Origin of the sequence: Leptolyngbya sp. Cla-17 (assembly GCF_016807185.1) — a bacterium.
In the GTDB taxonomy this organism is placed as follows: Bacteria; Cyanobacteriota; Cyanobacteriia; order Leptolyngbyales; family Leptolyngbyaceae; genus ULC077BIN1.
Map to the genome: position 1 here is coordinate 450,560 of NZ_JAEVYN010000003.1, position 22,567 is coordinate 473,126.

Here is a 22,567-nt window from a genome sequence, read left to right on the forward strand (position 1 = left end):
AACTTTATTTCTCCATGCAGTTCGCTAGATTTTTAGATTTACTGGATTTGTACGGAGCCAAATTAGATGACATCAAGACAAATTCGTGTCGCTGCAAACTCCCGCTATTGTAGGTTTGCAGATGATCGGTTGCTGAACAATCAATCATCTGGTCATCAGGCTTACCAAGTTGGCTCCAGACGGAAGGTTCATCAGGTCTAGCTTTACTGCTTCAACGACACTAATGCGTCTCTACGACAAATTAAAAAGTCACTGTACACCTTAAAAGCATGGCAGCGAAGCGATTAGAACGAGTTCGTTGGCTGCACAAAGCGAGCGTTAGCGCGAACCAAGCAGTTATCGGCGGTGCGCAGCCAGGGAGCACCGTTAGAGGTGGTCATGGCCAGCCCGGAGCGATCACGAAATGCAGTGATCGGATCGCCCGCGTTGTAGGTGCGGCGAATGGACCCATTGGGTGTGGCGCGACAGTTGAGAAAGCCATCAGCCGACACGACTCTCCACCCGCGCCAAGTGCTAGATTGAGTGCCACCATTCCACTGATCGACGCTTACAGGTGTAAAGTCTCCACGCCCATCGGGACGGGGCAAGGCAGCCACTAAATTGAGCGTGACAGTCTGACCGATGACAGGACAAGCCTTGCCGCCTGTAACGTTCCAAGTGACTGAGAATCTTTGCCCAGGGCGATTGTCAGTCATGTCGATCGTGCCTGTACAAACCTGTTCAGCTCCGGGACCCGTACGAGAATCTCGAAACGTGCCTCGATAGCGTGAGACACCACTCTCAGGCACCGGAACACCAGACACATTCGCTGAGCCAATCCAATCTTTGCCTTGAATGCGGCTCACGTATTCCACGCTCGGTTTCGAGCGACTTGAATCAAGCACGAAGCGAGTTTGTCCAGTTGTCGTAGTGTAAACAGCAGCTGAGGCGGCAGCCGGAAAGGCAAATGATAGTGCGCTGAGCGCCAGAAGATAACGGTATTGCATGGTTCAGTCCTGTAGCTTTGTCTTTTCAAAGTTCATTACTTCTAGAAAGACTACGCTTGTGTTGCGTGTTGCTACGGAAACAGTCGATAACTTTCTTCGCTGCTCGACCGAAGGGGGCACCTCAGAATTCGGAAAAATTTGTCCACTTAGGCGTTTCTGTAGCTTTGAGACCCAGTGTTACCGCGTGCGACCTTCCGGTTTACGCACATCCACGGCATTCGGTGGCAGGATGTTGCAGATCAACCCGCCTTCGGTGACCTGTGGATTTTTATCCAGCCCTTCATGCAGGATGCTGCTTTTCTAGCCGCCCATAACGCCTCTTTTGACCGGGGCGTGCTCTATGCGTGCTGTGACCTTTACGGCATTGCTCGACCGCCACAGCCTTTTTTGTGTACGGTGCAACTGGCTTGCAAAACCTGGAATTTACGTCCGACCAAACTGCCCAATGTTTGTGAATACCTGGGCATCGAGCTAGAGCACCATCAAGCGTTGTCTGATGCAGAAGCCTGTGCTCGCGTTGCTCTGGCAGCTCACCAGTCCCAAGCAGCTTGCCAGAATCGGTGTTGAACCAATCAAACGTCAGCGCCTACATGGGCTTAGAGATCGCCCCCCTGATGCCAGTGGAACCTGACCCTTGTCACCGTAACAGGGATTGCTTGCCTGATCTCAAGACCAGCCCGTAGGGTGAGAATAGTCCTGTTTGCCTGCCATTCATAATGCCCATTGAGGTCACCCTGGAGCGACGGCAACTGCAATTGACCTGTATCGAGGGGGCACTGGCGAAAGGTGCCACCAGCCGACACGCTTTACGCCGACAGTTTGAAAGCGCGATCGCTGCATTGCCTTTAATTGCAATCAAGCCCCCCCCCTCTCCCTCATCCTCACATTGAGATAATTTGATTAATTGGATTGTTGTGCCTGACGTTGTGACGTTGCCCCAGCCCATGCCTTTGATGATGGCTTTCAATTTCTGGTCTACGGTTGGCTAGAGCTTGTTGTACGCGACCTTGAGAAGCGGAATAGTCATTGCCTCTAAGGAGGGCCAAAAGCGCTGGAACCCCAATAAACCACTTGTCGTTAAACGCTCTAACTGGATCATCATTCCAGGCAATAATCAGAGAAATCGCCTCATCAATCTTTTCCAAAGCCGACGCCTGATCGCGAATTCTTCTTTGCGGCGTATGACCTGCAATAGTTGGTTGAACTCGTGATGGCACTGGCACCACAGGTGTAGGTATCGGAGTAACCGGAGCCGAACCCGTAAACAGTTGTTTTAACTGCTGAAACTGAATCAACTCCGCCTGCAGCCGTTCATTTTCAGTTTTCAACGCCTCCAACTCTTCCAACTCCTCCAACGGTCGAATCGCCACCGATGCCATACTTTGAAGTTGCCCCTGGGCCTGGTCAAGTTTTGCCAAGAGCGCCTGATTTTCAGCCCTCAACCGTTCTACTTCAGCTGTAAACCATTGAAAGGTGCTGCCAAAGGATTCAACCGAAGTTGCTATCGTCGGAGTCGAATCGTCTCGCAGAAACCTAACAACCGCCTCCATTACATCCGCATTAGAGCCTTGAGCATTGAGTTTAATTGCCGCTAATTCTTTGAGTTGATGCATTAAATCAGTAGGCACACTCGCGCGAGGTTTACGGGGATGGATTTCAGCATCCGGAAGAGCGATCGCCATTGTTTCATTCTCCATTACTTCAACTGGCTCAATATCTGCCAGTTCAACGGGTTCAAGCTCCAATTCGACCGTAGTCGGTAACGCTCCAACGCGTTCTAATAGAATCCCCTTTTCACCGAGTGGCTGCTGCTGGGCCCCGATCAAGAAATAATGAAAGTAGTGTTCCGTAGCCCCCGCATTCTTCCTTTTTGCTAATTCAGACTCACCAATCACATGCCCTAGATGCTGTTGCAGGAACCGGTGAGTGCCTTGATTAGGAGGACAGAAGAAATGCGTGGCAATTTCAGCATACGCCCCCCTAAGATTGTGAGCCGTCACCGCCTTTTCGCCAGGTAGCACCGGCAGTACCTCTGAGTCCTCGAAGCTGCTCTTGATATAATGCCTGACACTGGTATTGAGCCTGGAGTTAATGTCATCAGGAGACAACTCCGCCAACTCCTGAATTCTAGGATGGGCTCTAAACTTATAGATCGCCTTTAGAACCTTATCTGCATCAATCAAAGTAGCGATCAGGAAGGTTTGAGCCTTTTCAATGTCTTGAATTCCTTTTTTCAGTTGCCCACGAAACGAGATCGCGTAAGGATGATGGGTCGGTTTAAATTCGCCTTTAGCCACAATCTCACTGAATCGTCTCCCCGTCACCGCCAAAAGCCCTACTGCCCATTCATAGGGAGTTTCCCTTGTCAACAAATCCTTCGCCTTATTCAAGAACCTGTCTGCGCGAATCGGCTGTAAATCGTCCTGCTTTAGATTGTTCTTAATCGTCGTTTTTTGCTTAATTGCCTGCTGTACCTCATTTGGATAAGTCAGGTGATAAAGCCCCCAGTGAGGGTAAACCTTGCCATACAGACTAGGTGGCAACTCCAGCCTAGGCAATCGACCCTCATCTATAGCCCGAGCGATTGCCTTGCGATAGTCTGGTAAATATTGATTCGCGATCGAGGCAACCGGGTAGCCTTCTTCGAGGAGGGCAATTTCAGCGGCACAGAGAGCTTTCGCTGCGTTTTCAGTCTTACAGTTGCCCAACCTATCGATAAAGTGGAGGATCAATTCTCCACGTTCGTCTTTGGAGAGTTTAGTGCGATCGTTTGTAGCGATGCGATCGCGGAATCGAGCGATTAATTGTTCGCGGGTGGTGTCATGGGTATAGGCAGTAGGGATAAAACTCATCGTTTCACGTCCATGTTCATTAAATCCCTATCTATATCAGATATTCATACTATATCATTATCCTTATCGCTGTTGCAATCGGTGTGAGGAGGGGGAGCAAGAACTAGTTCTTGCAATAAATTTATGGAACGAATTGGGCATTTTAAGGGGGTAGTTTTTTGCATCTACTATGAAAGGCGTTTTGCATAGAATCCAAGCAAGGCTTGCTTCGCTGCTTTCCAAAAGCGAACTGAAGCAACCCACAATTAGCAGTTATGGGCAAGCTGAGAGTGGTGTTGCTTTAGACGATATTCAACCGGTAATGGAATGGTTATTCCTTAGCCTTCTCAATGCAGGCTATCAAGGGCAATCTCACTTGTTCTGGTTGTCTCCTAGAGATGCTGTTGACTTGCATCAACATCTACGACAGTTACACCAGAAAGATGAGCCTATTTTTGGCTATCGCTGTGGAGATCGCGTTTCAACACCCCCGGAAGGCTTTTATTGGAGAATAATGGCAGAGCATCCCTCTTTGAAAATTTACCAGTTAGAAGTACAGCAAAATGGCTAAAAATGATTTTGTATCTACAATCGGGGTTGACTATACTACCCTTCTTGACCTGCTTCAAGCAGAAAACATGGATGAAGTTACAAAGAGGCAGGAAATAAAGAGCAACACTGGAACCTTTATTCCTAGTCAATTCAAGAGGTGAAACGGAGCTTTTACAGGTATTAAGCGATGAGTAAGCAAAGCCCATTTCACAAGTTACCCGAATGCGATCGCTGTTTTCACAATACCCATAACCCTCATCTTTTCTGTGCCGTTCATCCCTATGGAGTGCAAGAAAGTAGTGAACAGTGTGTAGATTTTGAACTAGATCCGAACTTATTAAATGGGGAATGGTGGGAGCCAGAAGAAGCCAGTTTTTATGGGAATGAGCTTGTCATTTCACCGGCGCAACGATGGAACCGAGCGCAAAAGCTAGAACTGTTGCTGTGGCATCCGCTTTTTACAGGTCTGTGCCCTGAGTGTCGCTATCCATTTCCTCCCGATTCAGCGCGTGTTCATTGGGATTGCCCTTCGTGTGAATGGAAAGACGACAGTGTGTAGATTGCACTTCAGACAATTTTGTTTGGGTCTAACTTTCTGGTTTTAGCCTAAACCTCACCGGGTTGCAGTGGCTTTCCTTGCCAGGATTTCTTGCCTATATAGAAGTCTTTTAATCAGCAGAGTGATTGCTCAACTTAATCGTCTAACCGCCGTGTTTGATTAAGATGAGGTCTGAATGTCCAGTTAATGCGTTCTGCTACTGATTGCTTAGTCTTGGGCAATTGATGAATGTGAGTGGATTGGCAACCGGGAAGCATGAGCAGTAGCGAACCATGTTCGAGAAAGAAATGCTGTAATTCCCCCTCATGCCCCTTACGGGGTTTAAGGCTAAACTTGCGGATAGCGCCCAATGAAATCGAAGCGATCGCGGGACTGGTGCCCAGGCTCTTTTCGTTATCCGAGTGCCAACCGATTGAGTGTTCACCGACGCGATAGCGATTGCCAGTGGTGATCGCAAAGTTGAAGCCAGATTCAGTTTCTATACGGTCTCGTAACTTGGCTAATGGGTCCGTCCAGGGCAGCGGTTCTAGAAGTACCGACGACGAATAGAAATAGCTGCATCCCTCATCGCCATAGATAGCTTCCAAACGAGGGACAGGGATAAACTTGCCAAACATCCGAATATCATTTTGCTGCCAACTCAGAGCTTGGCTGTGTTCGTAGAGAGCATCGGCTTCAGCTTGAGAGAGGAATTGAGGCAGGTAGTAGTAGGGTTCTTGGGTCATAGCACCATCAGGGGGGTAGTGAATAGGCAAGGAATTGAAATAATTCGCGATCGCAGCAAGAGAAAACGTGTGACGTAGATTATTTCGATATAAGGTGCCCAAAGTCCAAGGAGATCATTCCTATTTCAAGTTATTTGCTACAGCGAAAGGATTGTAGCCAGAGAAGCTAACCGAGTCCTCATCGAAGAACCCCGCGATTGCCTTTCTGATTCCCTCTTTTTCCAAGCTTTAATAGTACAATTGCTTCAACGGCTCGGAACAATTTACCCATGCGACGGGATTCAATTTTCTATGCCTTATTTCAGCAATCTCCGACGCTTCTATTTGAGTTACTCGAAGAGCCACCCCTTAACGCTGAGGCCTATCGATTTGATTCCGTAGCCGTCAAAGAACCCCGGTTTGAAATCGATGGAGTGTTCTTACCCCCTGACACTGAAGTGCCTGGAATTGTGTACTTTTGTGAGGTTCAATTCCAACGGGATGAGCGGCTGTATGAACGCCTTTTTGGTGAGTCGTTTTTATATTTCTATCGCAACCGAGATCGCTTCAGTGATTGGCAAGCTGTAGTAATTTATCCCGCTCGTTCAATGGAGCAGAGCAATACGCTTCCCTATCAAGATTTACTGGCGGGAGATCGGGTTCATTGCGTGTTTTTAGATGAGTTGGGAGACATTGGACAATTGCCGTTAGGAGTCGCCCTCATGGTATTGACAACCCTTGAAGAAGCTCAAGCACCCGCAGAAGCAAGAGCGTTACTCGCGCGATCGCGGCAGGAAATAGACGAGCCAGCAGCTAGTCGCGCCATAATGGAGATGCTGACCACCATTATGGTTTACAAGTTTACAAATCTGAGTCGGCAGGAGATTGAAACGATGTTGGGAATCAGTTTGCAGCAGACACGGGTATATCAAGAAGCTAAGGAAGAAGCGCTTCAGCAGGTAGTGATAAACCTTCTGAAAGAAGGAATGACGGTAGAGGCGATCGCTCGTGTTACTGGACTATCGGTCGAACAAATCGAGCAGTTGCAGAAGAGCGTTCCTCACAATCCACTAGGATAGTTAACGCGATTGCACGTCTTCACCGCTCCATCCATACTCTTCATTAAATCGCACTGGTTCTGTAGTGTTATTTTTCATCGTTCCATCACGACCTTCCCTAATTCAGGAAAGGAACTGACTTAGATGTTCAAAAAAGCCTTCCCCCTTGCCGTTGCTAGAAGCTGCCGTCGATACCACACTTAACGTTTCAATGAGAGAGTCTTGGCTAGCATTCGCGACTAAATGCGTCAGAGCTTCTCCCCCTTCCCCTGTCTGAGCCGCCACAATAGCATTGATGTAATCTATCCGTTGCTCATTGGCAATTACCCCAATCAGGAAGCCTGCTCGAATCAGTAATAGATTCATCAAGAGGCGTGCTGTGCGTCCATTACCATCTTGAAACGGGTGAACCGTCACTAGCCTGAGATGAGCTTCAGCCGCATAGACGATTGGATGTAGTGCTTTGGCATTTTGAGAATTAAGCCATTCCACAAAGTCTGCCATCAACTTGTCTACCTGATAGTGGGGAAGATAGACAGACTCAGTCCCTGCCGCCCGGACATCCAGTAACCGAAATCGTCCTGCCGTTTCCGGGTCAATCGTTCGCAGAATGAGGCTGTGGACTTGCCTCAACTCCCACTCAGTAATGACAGCATCAGCAACAGAAAACGATTCAATGTAATTGATTGCCTGCCCATGTCCAATCACTTCTAAATGCTCTTTTAAGGACTTGCCCCCAATTGTGATGCCTTGCTCCAGCACTAGAGCAGTCTCTCTAAGCGAGAGCGTGTTGCCCTCGATCGCGTTGGAGTTGTAAGTAAACCGGACATCATAGCGTTGCTTAAGTTCAGCCACGATGCTGCGGTCAAGGGGACGAAACAAGTCAAGCCATGCTTTAAGACGATCTAGATGTGCCAACTTCTCAGAAAGAGAGACGTGGGATGCAAAAGTCAAATGCTCTCTTAAGACCTCTTCTGCGATGAGAACTTGGGATTGTAGGGCAGCAATCCAGCGAGCGTAGGCTATGGATGTATTCATAGGCATTCTGCAAGAAGTCCTCCACTTCAGTTTGACAGAGGAATTGAGGCAGGTCGTAGGGGTTTGAGTTATAGCACTCTGAGGAGTCAATGAACAATTATTTCAAGTTCTTTACTACGGCGAGAGGATTGCAACCGGAGAAGCTGATTGAGTCTTCGTCAAGGAAACCCGCGATCGCCATTTCAACAATTGACTCAATCGGTTGTTCAATCTGAGCGGCATAGGTCAACAGTCCCAACCGAATTTTATCTGGAAGCATCTGAATAAAAGCTTGGGCTGCTTCAGGAGAGAGATGTTCGGTCGTAATCTGCATTTTGCTGTCTCCTAGTTCATGCGAGTGTTGTAACGGGGTCGAGCCATTTGAATCATCAATGTTTCAATGTACTCAACTTGCTGAGGGGAACGCCGACCCATTGCAAAAGTCGAAATTCTAACATCATCTGGATTGAGCCTGTCAACAAATGCCCAACTCAGAGCCTTATGTCCATTACGGAACCGTCGTCTAAGATTGTTACCAATTCCAATATACAAAATCTCATCACGATAACGAAACGCATAGAAGCCTGGATTAGAGGGAACGGGTTCAAAATCGCGGCTAAGCGGATAGCATTCCTCAAACAGGATAGAAGAAAGCGCTTTAAGAACCATCTGGGCATCTGATTTAAGTGTTTCGCTCATTGTTCAGTAAAGTGCAGGATCAACTTTGAGCGCTCGTTTTTAACCAGTTTAGTCCGTAGGGAGCGATCGCGAATTATTGGCTATTCCGTGTCCAAAGCTCAATGACATCGAGCCAGTTCATTGCGATCGCCGTCGCCTCGCGATTAAATATTGAATCTAAACTTTACCCTTGTTTTTATAGCCCTGCCTCCATGAGCGCCTGAAACAAATCAGCCTCAATCCCCAACTGGCGCGACCATTCGCCCAAATAATCAAAATCTAGAGTGTCGCCCTGCACCTTTAGTACTCCCAACACATCGCGCCATTGCTTATCCGATTGTGACTGTTGCCGCCAGCGTAATTTATTCAGCACCACATCTTCGGGCGATGCAAAGTAGAACGCTCCAGCCCCAATGACTTCGACTAGCTTGCGGCGCTTAAACTTCACTAAATCAAACTCTTCACTCCCCGCCATCATCAGATCGGCGCGTGAAATCGTAGGCTGATGCGTCACCCCCAAGGTTTTCATCCGACCCGATCTTACATCTTCCACTCCCGGAACATAAAACTGATGAACTTCCAACGCAATCACCAGTTGCTCTAGCTGCAATGGCGCAATTGCTAACACCACATCCAAATCACGGGTTGCTCTCGGATCGCCAAAAGTGGATGAGGCAACCCCGCCCGTAATGTAATAGTCGATTTGTACCTGCTCAAATACCTCATGCAAAATTGCCGCCAGCGCAATCGAATCTTGAATCCAGGTCATTTCATGGGTTGCTGTAAAAAAATTAGGCGGACAATGATCACCCAAAAAAGACTGGGCAACCTTTTGGGCAAAGGCCTCCCCCACCATCTGCGGGAAGCGATGCTTTAGCCCACTTATAGAGAGCCTGCGGGTGCTGCGAGTGTGAGCCGCAGACATCAACGCGCGATCGCTGTTCGTCCGCTGCCGCAATAACGCAAACTCAAACACATCCGTCTCAATGCTAGTGTCTTCCGCTTGGGGGCAGTACCCTGGCTTTACGGTAACCATTTAGGCGAAATACAGTAAAATAAATAGGCTTACATTATACACAATCTAAACGTTGTGGCAGTCAAGAAATATTCACGGCAGCAGGTGATCAAACTGGCAAAAACTACATCTAGCCGACTGTCGTACATGGATCGAATGGGGTTTGTTGTACCAGAGAAGATTGGTGAAGCGGATACCAAAAAGCCTGTGGTGCTGTATACGAAACATCAGATTGAACTGGTCAAGCAAATTAACCAGGCTTCTCATTTCTTGAGTGCATCAGGGTTGAGGTTGGCAATCCAACGCGATCGCCTGGCTGAAGTGGTGCGATCGTTGAGTGAATTACTAGATTAATTGAGCTACAAACGAGCTACGAACACAACCAATAAAATATCAAACAAGCTACTTATGCCATATAGCATTCAGAGGTTTTGAATATTGCCAGTCTTTTTCAGTTGATATCGTCTGTCTGGTAGCCGTAGAGTTGTTCTTCAAGGCGAATAATGCCTCTTTCGCCGTCCTGATAGAGAATTTCTGGTCCCAATCCAAAGCAGAATCAGGCAATGGTTCAAAGGCTTGTGGATGCGCGTAGAAAGCATCAAGCACTTTCAAGTCAGATGCCAAAGGCACATTTAAGCGATTGGGATTATTGGGAATGAGAGCGATCGCTTCTCGCAGTTTTTCAACGCCTAGTTGTTGCTGGAGTTGCCATAGAAACTGAACATAGGGCACTGTTGTAGGCATGTTTTCTTTGTGGTAGTGCAACCACAAAACTCGAATTTGGAGTGCAGTACAAGAGATAGAGGAGTTGAGCTTCGAGTTCATAGTGAGTGAAGATGATAATGAACAAAGTGATCGCTGAAGTTTTGTAGAGTGTTTAAGGAACCTTCAGGTTGAAATGAAGTGTTCATAGGAAAAATTTAGGCAAGAGGGTGGTGAAGCCACTGGAGCGATTGGAGCGATCGCAACACTCAGTTAATGAGACGCATCTTAGGAAAGCGGGTAGTCAAGCACTGGAGCGATCGAACATAGCTAGAAGGAGCGATCGCAACACGGCTAGAAGGAGCGATCACATTTCAACTCAAGTGTTGGAGCGACGAACTTTGTGGTCAATCGATAGAGATGTTTCTATGTTTTCTACTGCGTCAAGAGCAGCGTGGATGACCTGCGGTGGAACCAAGAGGTTGAAGCCGTGTTGCATTTTGACAAACGTTCTGCCAGGTTCCAGCCAACCATCACAGCCAACTCCATTGAAAGGCAAAGGAGCGATCGCATAGAGGATTGTAGTGTTTCTCAATGCCTGATTGATTACTGTGTAGCGGTGAACTTCAAACGAGCTAACGATTGCTGTGGTTTCCATTGCCTGATTCCTAGTAGAGTTCAGGGAACGCCAACTTGTTGATCCAGAGGGCGGCTCTTTGGCGCGTCCAGCGACGTTCTAAAGCAACAAGACCAATGGCGTGGTCAATAGCGTATTGCTCGTCAGCGGTCAGTGAGGACTGACGGAGAAAGTCGGTAACAGTTGCAATCTGAGTAGTAGCAGTACCAGTAATCATAGGGAGTGCCCACGAATCAATTCATATTCATATCCATATCGTTATTATAACTCTATCTTTATCAATATCGCAATACATTAACCATAGAAATACCTGGAACTCATCCTGGATAAGACTTGTAAAAAACAATAACTGTCAATGATAGGAATATCAAATGTATCGCAGCTATAAAAAAGATAAAGATAAGAAAGATTCATTAGATATTTGTATCATTTCAGCGTCTCCTTGATAAGGATAGGGCGATGCAATGATGAGAACTGTGCAGAGTCGACAAGTTGAATCGCTGAAACTCATACACAGTGGGCATTGTAGTGATCGTAGTTTATGAGGCTTGTCAGCGATCCCCATCCTGCCGCTATCCTTATCACAAAATGGAGGGTTTGCGATAGGGTGAACGATAAGGATTGCTAATGATAGGGTAGTGATAAGGTATCCTTATAGGTGGACAGGGATAGCTTTTTGGTTAACCAAAAAGCTATCCCTGTCCACCTATAAGGATACCTTATCACTACCCTATCATTAGCAATCCTTATCGTTCACCCTATCGCAAACCCTCCATTTTGTGATAAGGATAGCGGCAGGATGGGGATCGCTGACAAGCCTCATAAACTACGATCACTACAATGCCCACTGTGTATGAGTTTCAGCGATTCAACTTGTCGACTCTGCACAGTTCTCATCATTGCATCGCCCTATCCTTATCAAGGAGACGCTGAAATGATACAAATATCTAATGAATCTTTCTTATCTTTATCTTTTTTATAGCTGCGATACATTTGATATTCCTATCATTGACAGTTATTGTTTTTTACAAGTCTTATCCAGGATGAGTTCCAGGTATTTCTATGGTTAATGTATTGCGATATTGATAAAGATAGAGTTATAATAACGATATGGATATGAATATGAATTGATTCGTGGGCACTCCCTATGATTACTGGTACTGCTACTTACTCAGATTGCAACTGTTACCGACTTTCTCCGTCAGTCCTCACTGACCGCTGACGAGCAATACGCTATTGACCACGCCATTGGTCTTGTTGCTTTAGAACGTCGCTGGACGCGCCAAAGAGCCGCCCTCTGGATCAACAAGTTGGCGTTCCCTGAACTCTACTAGGAATCAGGCAATGGAAACCACAGCAATCGTTAGCTCGTTTGAAGTTCACCGCTACACAGTAATCAATCAGGCATTGAGAAACACTACAATCCTCTATGCGATCGCTCCTTTGCCTTTCAATGGAGTTGGCTGTGATGGTTGGCTGGAACCTGGCAGAACGTTTGTCAAAATGCAACACGGCTTCAACCTCTTGGTTCCACCGCAGGTCATCCACGCTGCTCTTGACGCAGTAGAAAACATAGAAACATCTCTATCGATTGACCACAAAGTTCGTCGCTCCAACACTTGAGTTGAAATGTGATCGCTCCTTCTAGCCGTGTTGCGATCGCTCCTTCTAGCTATGTTCGATCGCTCCAGTGCTTGACTACCCGCTTTCCTAAGATGCGTCTCATTAACTGAGTGTTGCGATCGCTCCAATCGCTCCAGTGGCTTCACCACCCTCTTGCCTAAATTTTTCCTATGAACACTTCATTTCAACCTGAAGGTTCCTTAAACACTCTACAAAACTTCAGCGATCACTTTGTTCATTATCATCTTCACTCACTATGAACTCGAAGCTCAACTCCTCTATCTCTTGTACTGCACTCCAAATTCGAGTTTTGTGGTTGCACTACCACAAAGAAAACATGCCTACAACAGTGCCCTATGTTCAGTTTCTATGGCAACTCCAGCAACAACTAGGCGTTGAAAAACTGCGAGAAGCGATCGCTCTCATTCCCAATAATCCCAATCGCTTAAATGTGCCTTTGGCATCTGACTTGAAAGTGCTTGATGCTTTCTACGCGCATCCACAAGCCTTTGAACCATTGCCTGATTCTGCTTTGGATTGGGACCAGAAATTCTCTATCAGGACGGCGAAAGAGGCATTATTCGCCTTGAAGAACAACTCTACGGCTACCAGACAGACGATATCAACTGAAAAAGACTGGCAATATTCAAAACCTCTGAATGCTATATGGCATAAGTAGCTTGTTTGATATTTTATTGGTTGTGTTCGTAGCTCGTTTGTAGCTCAATTAATCTAGTAATTCACTCAACGATCGCACCACTTCAGCCAGGCGATCGCGTTGGATTGCCAACCTCAACCCTGATGCACTCAAGAAATGAGAAGCCTGGTTAATTTGCTTGACCAGTTCAATCTGATGTTTCGTATACAGCACCACAGGCTTTTTGGTATCCGCTTCACCAATCTTCTCTGGTACAACAAACCCCATTCGATCCATGTACGACAGTCGGCTAGATGTAGTTTTTGCCAGTTTGATCACCTGCTGCCGTGAATATTTCTTGACTGCCACAACGTTTAGATTGTGTATAATGTAAGCCTATTTATTTTACTGTATTTCGCCTAAATGGTTACCGTAAAGCCAGGGTACTGCCCCCAAGCGGAAGACACTAGCATTGAGACGGATGTGTTTGAGTTTGCGTTATTGCGGCAGCGGACGAACAGCGATCGCGCGTTGATGTCTGCGGCTCACACTCGCAGCACCCGCAGGCTCTCTATAAGTGGGCTAAAGCATCGCTTCCCGCAGATGGTGGGGGAGGCCTTTGCCCAAAAGGTTGCCCAGTCTTTTTTGGGTGATCATTGTCCGCCTAATTTTTTTACAGCAACCCATGAAATGACCTGGATTCAAGATTCGATTGCGCTGGCGGCAATTTTGCATGAGGTATTTGAGCAGGTACAAATCGACTATTACATTACGGGCGGGGTTGCCTCATCCACTTTTGGCGATCCGAGAGCAACCCGTGATTTGGATGTGGTGTTAGCAATTGCGCCATTGCAGCTAGAGCAACTGGTGATTGCGTTGGAAGTTCATCAGTTTTATGTTCCGGGAGTGGAAGATGTAAGATCGGGTCGGATGAAAACCTTGGGGGTGACGCATCAGCCTACGATTTCACGCGCCGATCTGATGATGGCGGGGAGTGAAGAGTTTGATTTAGTGAAGTTTAAGCGCCGCAAGCTAGTCGAAGTCATTGGGGCTGGAGCGTTCTACTTTGCATCGCCCGAAGATGTGGTGCTGAATAAATTACGCTGGCGGCAACAGTCACAATCGGATAAGCAATGGCGCGATGTGTTGGGAGTACTAAAGGTGCAGGGCGACACTCTAGATTTTGATTATTTGGGCGAATGGTCGCGCCAGTTGGGGATTGAGGCTGATTTGTTTCAGGCGCTCATGGAGGCAGGGCTATAAAAACAAGGGTAAAGTTTAGATTCAATATTTAATCGCGAGGCGACGGCGATCGCAATGAACTGGCTCGATGTCATTGAGCTTTGGACACGGAATAGCCAATAATTCGCGATCGCTCCCTACGGACTAAACTGGTTAAAAACGAGCGCTCAAAGTTGATCCTGCACTTTACTGAACAATGAGCGAAACACTTAAATCAGATGCCCAGATGGTTCTTAAAGCGCTTTCTTCTATCCTGTTTGAGGAATGCTATCCGCTTAGCCGCGATTTTGAAACCCGTTCCCTCTAATCCAGGCTTCTATGCGTTTCGTTATCGTGATGAGATTTTGTATATTGGAATTGGTAACAATCTTAGACGACGGTTCCGTAATGGACATAAGGCTCTGAGTTGGGCATTTGTTGACAGGCTCAATCCAGATGATGTTAGAATTTCGACTTTTGCAATGGGTCGGCGTTCCCCTCAGCAAGTTGAGTACATTGAAACATTGATGATTCAAATGGCTCGACCCCGTTACAACACTCGCATGAACTAGGAGACAGCAAAATGCAGATTACGACCGAACATCTCTCTCCTGAAGCAGCCCAAGCTTTTATTCAGATGCTTCCAGATAAAATTCGGTTGGGACTGTTGACCTATGCCGCTCAGATTGAACAACCGATTGAGTCAATTGTTGAAATGGCGATCGCGGGTTTCCTTGACGAAGACTCAATCAGCTTCTCCGGTTGCAATCCTCTCGCCGTAGTAAAGAACTTGAAATAATTGTTCATTGACTCCTCAGAGTGCTATAACTCAAACCCCTACGACCTGCCTCAATTCCTCTGTCAAACTGAAGTGGAGGACTTCTTGCAGAATGCCTATGAATACATCCATAGCCTACGCTCGCTGGATTGCTGCCCTACAATCCCAAGTTCTCATCGCAGAAGAGGTCTTAAGAGAGCATTTGACTTTTGCATCCCACGTCTCTCTTTCTGAGAAGTTGGCACATCTAGATCGTCTTAAAGCATGGCTTGACTTGTTTCGTCCCCTTGACCGCAGCATCGTGGCTGAACTTAAGCAACGCTATGATGTCCGGTTTACTTACAACTCCAACGCGATCGAGGGCAACACGCTCTCGCTTAGAGAGACTGCTCTAGTGCTGGAGCAAGGCATCACAATTGGGGGCAAGTCCTTAAAAGAGCATTTAGAAGTGATTGGACATGGGCAGGCAATCAATTACATTGAATCGTTTTCTGTTGCTGATGCTGTCATTACTGAGTGGGAGTTGAGGCAAGTCCACAGCCTCATTCTGCGAACGATTGACCCGGAAACGGCAGGACGATTTCGGTTACTGGATGTCCGGGCGGCAGGGACTGAGTCTGTCTATCTTCCCCACTATCAGGTAGACAAGTTGATGGCAGACTTTGTGGAATGGCTTAATTCTCAAAATGCCAAAGCACTACATCCAATCGTCTATGCGGCTGAAGCTCATCTCAGGCTAGTGACGGTTCACCCGTTTCAAGATGGTAATGGACGCACAGCACGCCTCTTGATGAATCTATTACTGATTCGAGCAGGCTTCCTGATTGGGGTAATTGCCAATGAGCAACGGATAGATTACATCAATGCTATTGTGGCGGCTCAGACAGGGGAAGGGGGAGAAGCTCTGACGCATTTAGTCGCGAATGCTAGCCAAGACTCTCTCATTGAAACGTTAAGTGTGGTATCGACGGCAGCTTCTAGCAACGGCAAGGGGGAAGGCTTTTTTGAACATCTAAGTCAGTTCCTTTCCTGAATTAGGGAAGGTCGTGATGGAACGATGAAAAATAACACTACAGAACCAGTGCGATTTAATGAAGAGTATGGATGGAGCGGTGAAGACGTGCAATCGCGTTAACTATCCTAGTGGATTGTGAGGAACGCTCTTCTGCAACTGCTCGATTTGTTCGACCGATAGTCCAGTAACACGAGCGATCGCCTCTACCGTCATTCCTTCTTTCAGAAGGTTTATCACTACCTGCTGAAGCGCTTCTTCCTTAGCTTCTTGATATACCCGTGTCTGCTGCAAACTGATTCCCAACATCGTTTCAATCTCCTGCCGACTCAGATTTGTAAACTTGTAAACCATAATGGTGGTCAGCATCTCCATTATGGCGCGACTAGCTGCTGGCTCGTCTATTTCCTGCCGCGATCGCGCGAGTAACGCTCTTGCTTCTGCGGGTGCTTGAGCTTCTTCAAGGGTTGTCAATACCATGAGGGCGACTCCTAACGGCAATTGTCCAATGTCTCCCAACTCATCTAAAAACACGCAATGAACCCGATCTCCCGCCAGTAAATCTTGATAGGGAAGCGTATTGCTCTGCTCCATTGAACGAGCGGGATAAATTACTACAGCTTGCCAATCACTGAAGCGATCTCGGTTGCGATAGAAATATAAAAACGACTCACCAAAAAGGCGTTCATACAGCCGCTCATCCCGTTGGAATTGAACCTCACAAAAGTACACAATTCCAGGCACTTCAGTGTCAGGGGGTAAGAACACTCCATCGATTTCAAACCGGGGTTCTTTGACGGCTACGGAATCAAATCGATAGGCCTCAGCGTTAAGGGGTGGCTCTTCGAGTAACTCAAATAGAAGCGTCGGAGATTGCTGAAATAAGGCATAGAAAATTGAATCCCGTCGCATGGGTAAATTGTTCCGAGCCGTTGAAGCAATTGTACTATTAAAGCTTGGAAAAAGAGGGAATCAGAAAGGCAATCGCGGGGTTCTTCGATGAGGACTCGGTTAGCTTCTCTGGCTACAATCCTTTCGCTGTAGCAAATAACTTGAAATAGGAATGATCTCCTTGGACTTTGGGCACCTTATATCGAAATAATCTACGTCACACGTTTTCTCTTGCTGCGATCGCGAATTATTTCAATTCCTTGCCTATTCACTACCCCCCTGATGGTGCTATGACCCAAGAACCCTACTACTACCTGCCTCAATTCCTCTCTCAAGCTGAAGCCGATGCTCTCTACGAACACAGCCAAGCTCTGAGTTGGCAGCAAAATGATATTCGGATGTTTGGCAAGTTTATCCCTGTCCCTCGTTTGGAAGCTATCTATGGCGATGAGGGATGCAGCTATTTCTATTCGTCGTCGGTACTTCTAGAACCGCTGCCCTGGACGGACCCATTAGCCAAGTTACGAGACCGTATAGAAACTGAATCTGGCTTCAACTTTGCGATCACCACTGGCAATCGCTATCGCGTCGGTGAACACTCAATCGGTTGGCACTCGGATAACGAAAAGAGCCTGGGCACCAGTCCCGCGATCGCTTCGATTTCATTGGGCGCTATCCGCAAGTTTAGCCTTAAACCCCGTAAGGGCATGAGGGGGAATTACAGCATTTCTTTCTCGAACATGGTTCGCTACTGCTCATGCTTCCCGGTTGCCAATCCACTCACATTCATCAATTGCCCAAGACTAAGCAATCAGTAGCAGAACGCATTAACTGGACATTCAGACCTCATCTTAATCAAACACGGCGGTTAGACGATTAAGTTGAGCAATCACTCTGCTGATTAAAAGACTTCTATATAGGCAAGAAATCCTGGCAAGGAAAGCCACTGCAACCCGGTGAGGTTTAGGCTAAAACCAGAAAGTTAGACCCAAACAAAATTGTCTGAAGTGCAATCTACACACTGTCGTCTTTCCATTCACACGAAGGGCAATCCCAATGAACACGCGCTGAATCGGGAGGAAATGGATAGCGACACTCAGGGCACAGACCTGTAAAAAGCGGATGCCACAGCAACAGTTCTAGCTTTTGCGCTCGGTTCCATCGTTGCGCCGGTGAAATGACAAGCTCATTCCCATAAAAACTGGCTTCTTCTGGCTCCCACCATTCCCCATTTAATAAGTTCGGATCTAGTTCAAAATCTACACACTGTTCACTACTTTCTTGCACTCCATAGGGATGAACGGCACAGAAAAGATGAGGGTTATGGGTATTGTGAAAACAGCGATCGCATTCGGGTAACTTGTGAAATGGGCTTTGCTTACTCATCGCTTAATACCTGTAAAAGCTCCGTTTCACCTCTTGAATTGACTAGGAATAAAGGTTCCAGTGTTGCTCTTTATTTCCTGCCTCTTTGTAACTTCATCCATGTTTTCTGCTTGAAGCAGGTCAAGAAGGGTAGTATAGTCAACCCCGATTGTAGATACAAAATCATTTTTAGCCATTTTGCTGTACTTCTAACTGGTAAATTTTCAAAGAGGGATGCTCTGCCATTATTCTCCAATAAAAGCCTTCCGGGGTGTTGAAACGCGATCTCCACAGCGATAGCCAAAAATAGGCTCATCTTTCTGGTGTAACTGTCGTAGATGTTGATGCAAGTCAACAGCATCTCTAGGAGACAACCAGAACAAGTGAGATTGCCCTTGATAGCCTGCATTGAGAAGGCTAAGGAATAACCATTCCATTACCGGTTGAATATCGTCTAAAGCAACACCACTCTCAGCTTGCCCATAACTGCTAATTGTGGGTTGCTTCAGTTCGCTTTTGGAAAGCAGCGAAGCAAGCCTTGCTTGGATTCTATGCAAAACGCCTTTCATAGTAGATGCAAAAAACTACCCCCTTAAAATGCCCAATTCGTTCCATAAATTTATTGCAAGAACTAGTTCTTGCTCCCCCTCCTCACACCGATTGCAACAGCGATAAGGATAATGATATAGTATGAATATCTGATATAGATAGGGATTTAATGAACATGGACGTGAAACGATGAGTTTTATCCCTACTGCCTATACCCATGACACCACCCGCGAACAATTAATCGCTCGATTCCGCGATCGCATCGCTACAAACGATCGCACTAAACTCTCCAAAGACGAACGTGGAGAATTGATCCTCCACTTTATCGATAGGTTGGGCAACTGTAAGACTGAAAACGCAGCGAAAGCTCTCTGTGCCGCTGAAATTGCCCTCCTCGAAGAAGGCTACCCGGTTGCCTCGATCGCGAATCAATATTTACCAGACTATCGCAAGGCAATCGCTCGGGCTATAGATGAGGGTCGATTGCCTAGGCTGGAGTTGCCACCTAGTCTGTATGGCAAGGTTTACCCTCACTGGGGGCTTTATCACCTGACTTATCCAAATGAGGTACAGCAGGCAATTAAGCAAAAAACGACGATTAAGAACAATCTAAAGCAGGACGATTTACAGCCGATTCGCGCAGACAGGTTCTTGAATAAGGCGAAGGATTTGTTGACAAGGGAAACTCCCTATGAATGGGCAGTAGGGCTTTTGGCGGTGACGGGGAGACGATTCAGTGAGATTGTGGCTAAAGGCGAATTTAAACCGACCCATCATCCTTACGCGATCTCGTTTCGTGGGCAACTGAAAAAAGGAATTCAAGACATTGAAAAGGCTCAAACCTTCCTGATCGCTACTTTGATTGATGCAGATAAGGTTCTAAAGGCGATCTATAAGTTTAGAGCCCATCCTAGAATTCAGGAGTTGGCGGAGTTGTCTCCTGATGACATTAACTCCAGGCTCAATACCAGTGTCAGGCATTATATCAAGAGCAGCTTCGAGGACTCAGAGGTACTGCCGGTGCTACCTGGCGAAAAGGCGGTGACGGCTCACAATCTTAGGGGGGCGTATGCTGAAATTGCCACGCATTTCTTCTGTCCTCCTAATCAAGGCACTCACCGGTTCCTGCAACAGCATCTAGGGCATGTGATTGGTGAGTCTGAATTAGCAAAAAGGAAGAATGCGGGGGCTACGGAACACTACTTTCATTATTTCTTGATCGGGGCCCAGCAGCAGCCACTCGGTGAAAAGGGGATTCTATTAGAACGCGTTGGAGCGTTACCGACTACGGTCGAATTGGAGCTTGAACCCGTTGAACTGGCAGATATTGAGCCAGTTGAAGTAATGGAGAATGAAACAATGGCGATCGCTCTTCCGGATGCTGAAATCCATCCCCGTAAACCTCGCGCGAGTGTGCCTACTGATTTAATGCATCAACTCAAAGAATTAGCGGCAATTAAACTCAATGCTCAAGGCTCTAATGCGGATGTAATGGAGGCGGTTGTTAGGTTTCTGCGAGACGATTCGACTCCGACGATAGCAACTTCGGTTGAATCCTTTGGCAGCACCTTTCAATGGTTTACAGCTGAAGTAGAACGGTTGAGGGCTGAAAATCAGGCGCTCTTGGCAAAACTTGACCAGGCCCAGGGGCAACTTCAAAGTATGGCATCGGTGGCGATTCGACCGTTGGAGGAGTTGGAAGAGTTGGAGGCGTTGAAAACTGAAAATGAACGGCTGCAGGCGGAGTTGATTCAGTTTCAGCAGTTAAAACAACTGTTTACGGGTTCGGCTCCGGTTACTCCGATACCTACACCTGTGGTGCCAGTGCCATCACGAGTTCAACCAACTATTGCAGGTCATACGCCGCAAAGAAGAATTCGCGATCAGGCGTCGGCTTTGGAAAAGATTGATGAGGCGATTTCTCTGATTATTGCCTGGAATGATGATCCAGTTAGAGCGTTTAACGACAAGTGGTTTATTGGGGTTCCAGCGCTTTTGGCCCTCCTTAGAGGCAATGACTATTCCGCTTCTCAAGGTCGCGTACAACAAGCTCTAGCCAACCGTAGACCAGAAATTGAAAGCCATCATCAAAGGCATGGGCTGGGGCAACGTCACAACGTCAGGCACAACAATCCAATTAATCAAATTATCTCAATGTGAGGATGAGGGAGAGGGGGGGGGCTTGATTGCAATTAAAGGCAATGCAGCGATCGCGCTTTCAAACTGTCGGCGTAAAGCGTGTCGGCTGGTGGCACCTTTCGCCAGTGCCCCCTCGATACAGGTCAATTGCAGTTGCCGTCGCTCCAGGGTGACCTCAATGGGCATTATGAATGGCAGGCAAACAGGACTATTCTCACCCTACGGGCTGGTCTTGAGATCAGGCAAGCAATCCCTGTTACGGTGACAAGGGTCAGGTTCCACTGGCATCAGGGGGGCGATCTCTAAGCCCATGTAGGCGCTGACGTTTGATTGGTTCAACACCGATTCTGGCAAGCTGCTTGGGACTGGTGAGCTGCCAGAGCAACGCGAGCACAGGCTTCTGCATCAGACAACGCTTGATGGTGCTCTAGCTCGATGCCCAGGTATTCACAAACATTGGGCAGTTTGGTCGGACGTAAATTCCAGGTTTTGCAAGCCAGTTGCACCGTACACAAAAAAGGCTGTGGCGGTCGAGCAATGCCGTAAAGGTCACAGCACGCATAGAGCACGCCCCGGTCAAAAGAGGCGTTATGGGCGGCTAGAAAAGCAGCATCCTGCATGAAGGGCTGGATAAAAATCCACAGGTCACCGAAGGCGGGTTGATCTGCAACATCCTGCCACCGAATGCCGTGGATGTGCGTAAACCGGAAGGTCGCACGCGGTAACACTGGGTCTCAAAGCTACAGAAACGCCTAAGTGGACAAATTTTTCCGAATTCTGAGGTGCCCCCTTCGGTCGAGCAGCGAAGAAAGTTATCGACTGTTTCCGTAGCAACACGCAACACAAGCGTAGTCTTTCTAGAAGTAATGAACTTTGAAAAGACAAAGCTACAGGACTGAACCATGCAATACCGTTATCTTCTGGCGCTCAGCGCACTATCATTTGCCTTTCCGGCTGCCGCCTCAGCTGCTGTTTACACTACGACAACTGGACAAACTCGCTTCGTGCTTGATTCAAGTCGCTCGAAACCGAGCGTGGAATACGTGAGCCGCATTCAAGGCAAAGATTGGATTGGCTCAGCGAATGTGTCTGGTGTTCCGGTGCCTGAGAGTGGTTGTCTCACGCTATCGAGGCACGTTTCGAGATTCTCGTACGGGTCCCGGAGCTGAACAGGTTTGTACAGGCACGATCGACATGACTGACAATCGCCCTGGGCAAAGATTCTCAGTCACTTGGAACGTTACAGGCGGCAAGGCTTGTCCTGTCATCGGTCAGACTGTCACGCTCAATTTAGTGGCTGCCTTGCCCCGTCCCGATGGGCGTGGAGACTTTACACCTGTAAGCGTCGATCAGTGGAATGGTGGCACTCAATCTAGCACTTGGCGCGGGTGGAGAGTCGTGTCGGCTGATGGCTTTCTCAACTGTCGCGCCACACCCAATGGGTCCATTCGCCGCACCTACAACGCGGGCGATCCGATCACTGCATTTCGTGATCGCTCCGGGCTGGCCATGACCACCTCTAACGGTGCTCCCTGGCTGCGCACCGCCGATAACTGCTTGGTTCGCGCTAACGCTCGCTTTGTGCAGCCAACGAACTCGTTCTAATCGCTTCG

31 protein-coding genes are annotated in these 22,567 nt (G+C 47.5%); 15 read left to right on the forward strand and 16 right to left on the reverse strand.

Annotated features, from left to right (window positions below):
- Nucleotides 1-284: 284 nt before the first annotated feature.
- Nucleotides 285-986, reverse strand: coding sequence for a hypothetical protein (locus JOY44_RS26940; RefSeq protein ID WP_171576247.1), 702 nt, complete (start codon nucleotides 984-986; stop codon nucleotides 285-287).
- A 174-nt stretch (nucleotides 987-1,160) separates the two neighbouring features.
- Here JOY44_RS26940 and JOY44_RS26945 point away from each other — a divergent pair, with 174 nt between their 5' ends.
- The gene (locus JOY44_RS26945) at nucleotides 1,161-1,553 is read left to right on the forward strand and encodes an exonuclease domain-containing protein (protein WP_171576267.1); all 393 of its coding nucleotides are present in this window, start codon (nucleotides 1,161-1,163) and stop codon (nucleotides 1,551-1,553) included.
- 149 nt (nucleotides 1,554-1,702) lie between these two features.
- The gene (locus JOY44_RS26950; protein ID WP_171576266.1) at nucleotides 1,703-1,876 is read left to right on the forward strand and encodes a hypothetical protein; all 174 of its coding nucleotides are present in this window, start codon (nucleotides 1,703-1,705) and stop codon (nucleotides 1,874-1,876) included.
- Here JOY44_RS26950 and JOY44_RS26955 read toward each other — a convergent pair.
- Nucleotides 1,868-3,838 carry a protelomerase family protein gene (locus JOY44_RS26955; protein WP_171576265.1) on the reverse strand — a complete coding sequence of 657 codons (1,971 nt, stop codon included), beginning with the start codon at nucleotides 3,836-3,838 and terminating at the stop codon, nucleotides 1,868-1,870. The genes JOY44_RS26950 and JOY44_RS26955 overlap by 9 nt on opposite strands.
- Nucleotides 3,839-4,019: 181 nt before the next feature.
- Here JOY44_RS26955 and JOY44_RS26960 point away from each other — a divergent pair, with 181 nt between their 5' ends.
- Together JOY44_RS26960 and JOY44_RS26965 are read left to right on the forward strand one after the other, a co-directional pair.
- The gene (locus JOY44_RS26960) at nucleotides 4,020-4,388 is read left to right on the forward strand and encodes a hypothetical protein (protein WP_242541862.1); all 369 of its coding nucleotides are present in this window, start codon (nucleotides 4,020-4,022) and stop codon (nucleotides 4,386-4,388) included.
- A gap of 168 nt (nucleotides 4,389-4,556) precedes the next feature.
- Complete coding sequence (locus JOY44_RS26965; protein WP_171576253.1) at nucleotides 4,557-4,928, forward strand: hypothetical protein; 372 nt, start codon at nucleotides 4,557-4,559, stop codon at nucleotides 4,926-4,928.
- A gap of 134 nt (nucleotides 4,929-5,062) precedes the next feature.
- Here the strand turns inward: JOY44_RS26965 and JOY44_RS26970 are convergent, their stop codons facing one another.
- Nucleotides 5,063-5,653 carry an alpha-ketoglutarate-dependent dioxygenase AlkB family protein gene (locus tag JOY44_RS26970; RefSeq protein WP_171576583.1) on the reverse strand — a complete coding sequence of 197 codons (591 nt, stop codon included), beginning with the start codon at nucleotides 5,651-5,653 and terminating at the stop codon, nucleotides 5,063-5,065.
- A gap of 269 nt (nucleotides 5,654-5,922) precedes the next feature.
- Between JOY44_RS26970 and JOY44_RS26975 the strand changes: the two genes are divergently transcribed.
- Nucleotides 5,923-6,711: an Rpn family recombination-promoting nuclease/putative transposase gene (locus tag JOY44_RS26975; RefSeq protein ID WP_171576254.1), complete on the forward strand. Its 789-nt coding sequence runs from the start codon at nucleotides 5,923-5,925 to the stop codon at nucleotides 6,709-6,711.
- A 102-nt stretch (nucleotides 6,712-6,813) separates the two neighbouring features.
- Here JOY44_RS26975 and JOY44_RS26980 read toward each other — a convergent pair whose 3' ends face one another.
- From JOY44_RS26980 to JOY44_RS26995, 4 genes are all read right to left on the reverse strand, one after another.
- Entirely contained in the window at nucleotides 6,814-7,728 is a 915-nt protein-coding gene (locus tag JOY44_RS26980; protein WP_242541863.1) for a Fic family protein, read from the reverse strand.
- Between the two features lie 97 nt (nucleotides 7,729-7,825).
- Entirely contained in the window at nucleotides 7,826-8,041 is a 216-nt protein-coding gene (locus JOY44_RS26985; RefSeq protein WP_171576256.1) for a hypothetical protein, read from the reverse strand.
- Nucleotides 8,042-8,052: 11 nt separating this feature from the next.
- Entirely contained in the window at nucleotides 8,053-8,406 is a 354-nt protein-coding gene (locus JOY44_RS26990; protein WP_171576264.1) for a GIY-YIG nuclease family protein, read from the reverse strand.
- A gap of 175 nt (nucleotides 8,407-8,581) precedes the next feature.
- The gene (locus JOY44_RS26995; RefSeq protein WP_171576258.1) at nucleotides 8,582-9,421 is read right to left on the reverse strand and encodes a hypothetical protein; all 840 of its coding nucleotides are present in this window, start codon (nucleotides 9,419-9,421) and stop codon (nucleotides 8,582-8,584) included.
- 54 nt (nucleotides 9,422-9,475) lie between these two features.
- Here JOY44_RS26995 and JOY44_RS27000 point away from each other — a divergent pair, with 54 nt between their 5' ends.
- Complete coding sequence (locus JOY44_RS27000) at nucleotides 9,476-9,754, forward strand: hypothetical protein (RefSeq protein WP_171576575.1); 279 nt, start codon at nucleotides 9,476-9,478, stop codon at nucleotides 9,752-9,754.
- Nucleotides 9,755-9,802: 48 nt separating this feature from the next.
- Here JOY44_RS27000 and JOY44_RS27005 read toward each other — a convergent pair whose 3' ends face one another.
- From JOY44_RS27005 to JOY44_RS27015, 3 genes are all read right to left on the reverse strand, one after another.
- Nucleotides 9,803-10,225, reverse strand: a complete 423-nt coding sequence (locus JOY44_RS27005; protein WP_203032171.1) for a hypothetical protein — start codon at nucleotides 10,223-10,225, stop codon at nucleotides 9,803-9,805.
- A gap of 256 nt (nucleotides 10,226-10,481) precedes the next feature.
- Nucleotides 10,482-10,760, reverse strand: coding sequence for a hypothetical protein (locus tag JOY44_RS27010; RefSeq protein ID WP_171576261.1), 279 nt, complete (start codon nucleotides 10,758-10,760; stop codon nucleotides 10,482-10,484).
- A 10-nt stretch (nucleotides 10,761-10,770) separates the two neighbouring features.
- Nucleotides 10,771-10,956, reverse strand: a complete 186-nt coding sequence (locus JOY44_RS27015; RefSeq protein ID WP_171576262.1) for a hypothetical protein — start codon at nucleotides 10,954-10,956, stop codon at nucleotides 10,771-10,773.
- Between the two features lie 1,127 nt (nucleotides 10,957-12,083).
- On the opposite strand from JOY44_RS27015, the gene JOY44_RS27020 reads away from it, so the two are divergent.
- Nucleotides 12,084-12,362 (forward strand): hypothetical protein, encoded by a 279-nt coding sequence (locus tag JOY44_RS27020; protein WP_171576261.1) that lies wholly within the window; start codon nucleotides 12,084-12,086, stop codon nucleotides 12,360-12,362.
- 256 nt (nucleotides 12,363-12,618) lie between these two features.
- Complete coding sequence (locus tag JOY44_RS27025; protein ID WP_203032171.1) at nucleotides 12,619-13,041, forward strand: hypothetical protein; 423 nt, start codon at nucleotides 12,619-12,621, stop codon at nucleotides 13,039-13,041.
- A 48-nt stretch (nucleotides 13,042-13,089) separates the two neighbouring features.
- Here the strand turns inward: JOY44_RS27025 and JOY44_RS27030 are convergent, their stop codons facing one another.
- Nucleotides 13,090-13,368 carry a hypothetical protein gene (locus JOY44_RS27030; protein WP_171576575.1) on the reverse strand — a complete coding sequence of 93 codons (279 nt, stop codon included), beginning with the start codon at nucleotides 13,366-13,368 and terminating at the stop codon, nucleotides 13,090-13,092.
- 54 nt (nucleotides 13,369-13,422) lie between these two features.
- Here JOY44_RS27030 and JOY44_RS27035 point away from each other — a divergent pair, with 54 nt between their 5' ends.
- From JOY44_RS27035 to JOY44_RS27050, 4 genes are all read left to right on the forward strand, one after another.
- Nucleotides 13,423-14,262: a hypothetical protein gene (locus JOY44_RS27035; protein ID WP_171576258.1), complete on the forward strand. Its 840-nt coding sequence runs from the start codon at nucleotides 13,423-13,425 to the stop codon at nucleotides 14,260-14,262.
- 197 nt (nucleotides 14,263-14,459) lie between these two features.
- Nucleotides 14,460-14,792, forward strand: a complete 333-nt coding sequence (locus JOY44_RS27040; RefSeq protein WP_171576576.1) for a GIY-YIG nuclease family protein — start codon at nucleotides 14,460-14,462, stop codon at nucleotides 14,790-14,792.
- A gap of 11 nt (nucleotides 14,793-14,803) precedes the next feature.
- Nucleotides 14,804-15,019 (forward strand): hypothetical protein, encoded by a 216-nt coding sequence (locus JOY44_RS27045; RefSeq protein ID WP_171576256.1) that lies wholly within the window; start codon nucleotides 14,804-14,806, stop codon nucleotides 15,017-15,019.
- Between the two features lie 97 nt (nucleotides 15,020-15,116).
- Entirely contained in the window at nucleotides 15,117-16,031 is a 915-nt protein-coding gene (locus JOY44_RS27050; protein WP_242541863.1) for a Fic family protein, read from the forward strand.
- Nucleotides 16,032-16,133: 102 nt separating this feature from the next.
- Here the strand turns inward: JOY44_RS27050 and JOY44_RS27055 are convergent, their stop codons facing one another.
- The gene (locus tag JOY44_RS27055) at nucleotides 16,134-16,922 is read right to left on the reverse strand and encodes an Rpn family recombination-promoting nuclease/putative transposase (protein WP_171576254.1); all 789 of its coding nucleotides are present in this window, start codon (nucleotides 16,920-16,922) and stop codon (nucleotides 16,134-16,136) included.
- A 269-nt stretch (nucleotides 16,923-17,191) separates the two neighbouring features.
- Between JOY44_RS27055 and JOY44_RS27060 the strand changes: the two genes are divergently transcribed.
- Entirely contained in the window at nucleotides 17,192-17,719 is a 528-nt protein-coding gene (locus JOY44_RS27060) for an alpha-ketoglutarate-dependent dioxygenase AlkB family protein (RefSeq protein ID WP_242541893.1), read from the forward strand.
- A 196-nt stretch (nucleotides 17,720-17,915) separates the two neighbouring features.
- Here the strand turns inward: JOY44_RS27060 and JOY44_RS27065 are convergent, their stop codons facing one another.
- On the reverse strand, nucleotides 17,916-18,287 hold the full coding sequence (locus JOY44_RS27065; RefSeq protein WP_171576253.1) for a hypothetical protein: 372 nt from the start codon (nucleotides 18,285-18,287) through the stop codon (nucleotides 17,916-17,918).
- 224 nt (nucleotides 18,288-18,511) lie between these two features.
- A complete protein-coding gene (locus tag JOY44_RS31810; protein WP_242541894.1) occupies nucleotides 18,512-18,823 on the reverse strand; it encodes a hypothetical protein in 312 nt (103 codons plus the stop codon).
- A 181-nt stretch (nucleotides 18,824-19,004) separates the two neighbouring features.
- On the opposite strand from JOY44_RS31810, the gene JOY44_RS27075 reads away from it, so the two are divergent.
- Complete coding sequence (locus JOY44_RS27075) at nucleotides 19,005-20,975, forward strand: protelomerase family protein (RefSeq protein ID WP_171576265.1); 1,971 nt, start codon at nucleotides 19,005-19,007, stop codon at nucleotides 20,973-20,975.
- Here the strand turns inward: JOY44_RS27075 and JOY44_RS27080 are convergent.
- Both JOY44_RS27080 and JOY44_RS27085 read right to left on the reverse strand, forming a co-directional pair.
- On the reverse strand, nucleotides 20,967-21,140 hold the full coding sequence (locus JOY44_RS27080) for a hypothetical protein (RefSeq protein ID WP_171576266.1): 174 nt from the start codon (nucleotides 21,138-21,140) through the stop codon (nucleotides 20,967-20,969). The two genes, JOY44_RS27075 and JOY44_RS27080, sit on opposite strands and share 9 nt — an antisense overlap.
- A 149-nt stretch (nucleotides 21,141-21,289) precedes the next feature.
- The gene (locus JOY44_RS27085) at nucleotides 21,290-21,682 is read right to left on the reverse strand and encodes an exonuclease domain-containing protein (RefSeq protein WP_171576267.1); all 393 of its coding nucleotides are present in this window, start codon (nucleotides 21,680-21,682) and stop codon (nucleotides 21,290-21,292) included.
- Between the two features lie 343 nt (nucleotides 21,683-22,025).
- Between JOY44_RS27085 and JOY44_RS27090 the strand changes: the two genes are divergently transcribed.
- On the forward strand, nucleotides 22,026-22,559 hold the full coding sequence (locus JOY44_RS27090; protein ID WP_171576577.1) for a hypothetical protein: 534 nt from the start codon (nucleotides 22,026-22,028) through the stop codon (nucleotides 22,557-22,559).
- The last annotated feature ends 8 nt before the right edge of the window (nucleotides 22,560-22,567 follow it).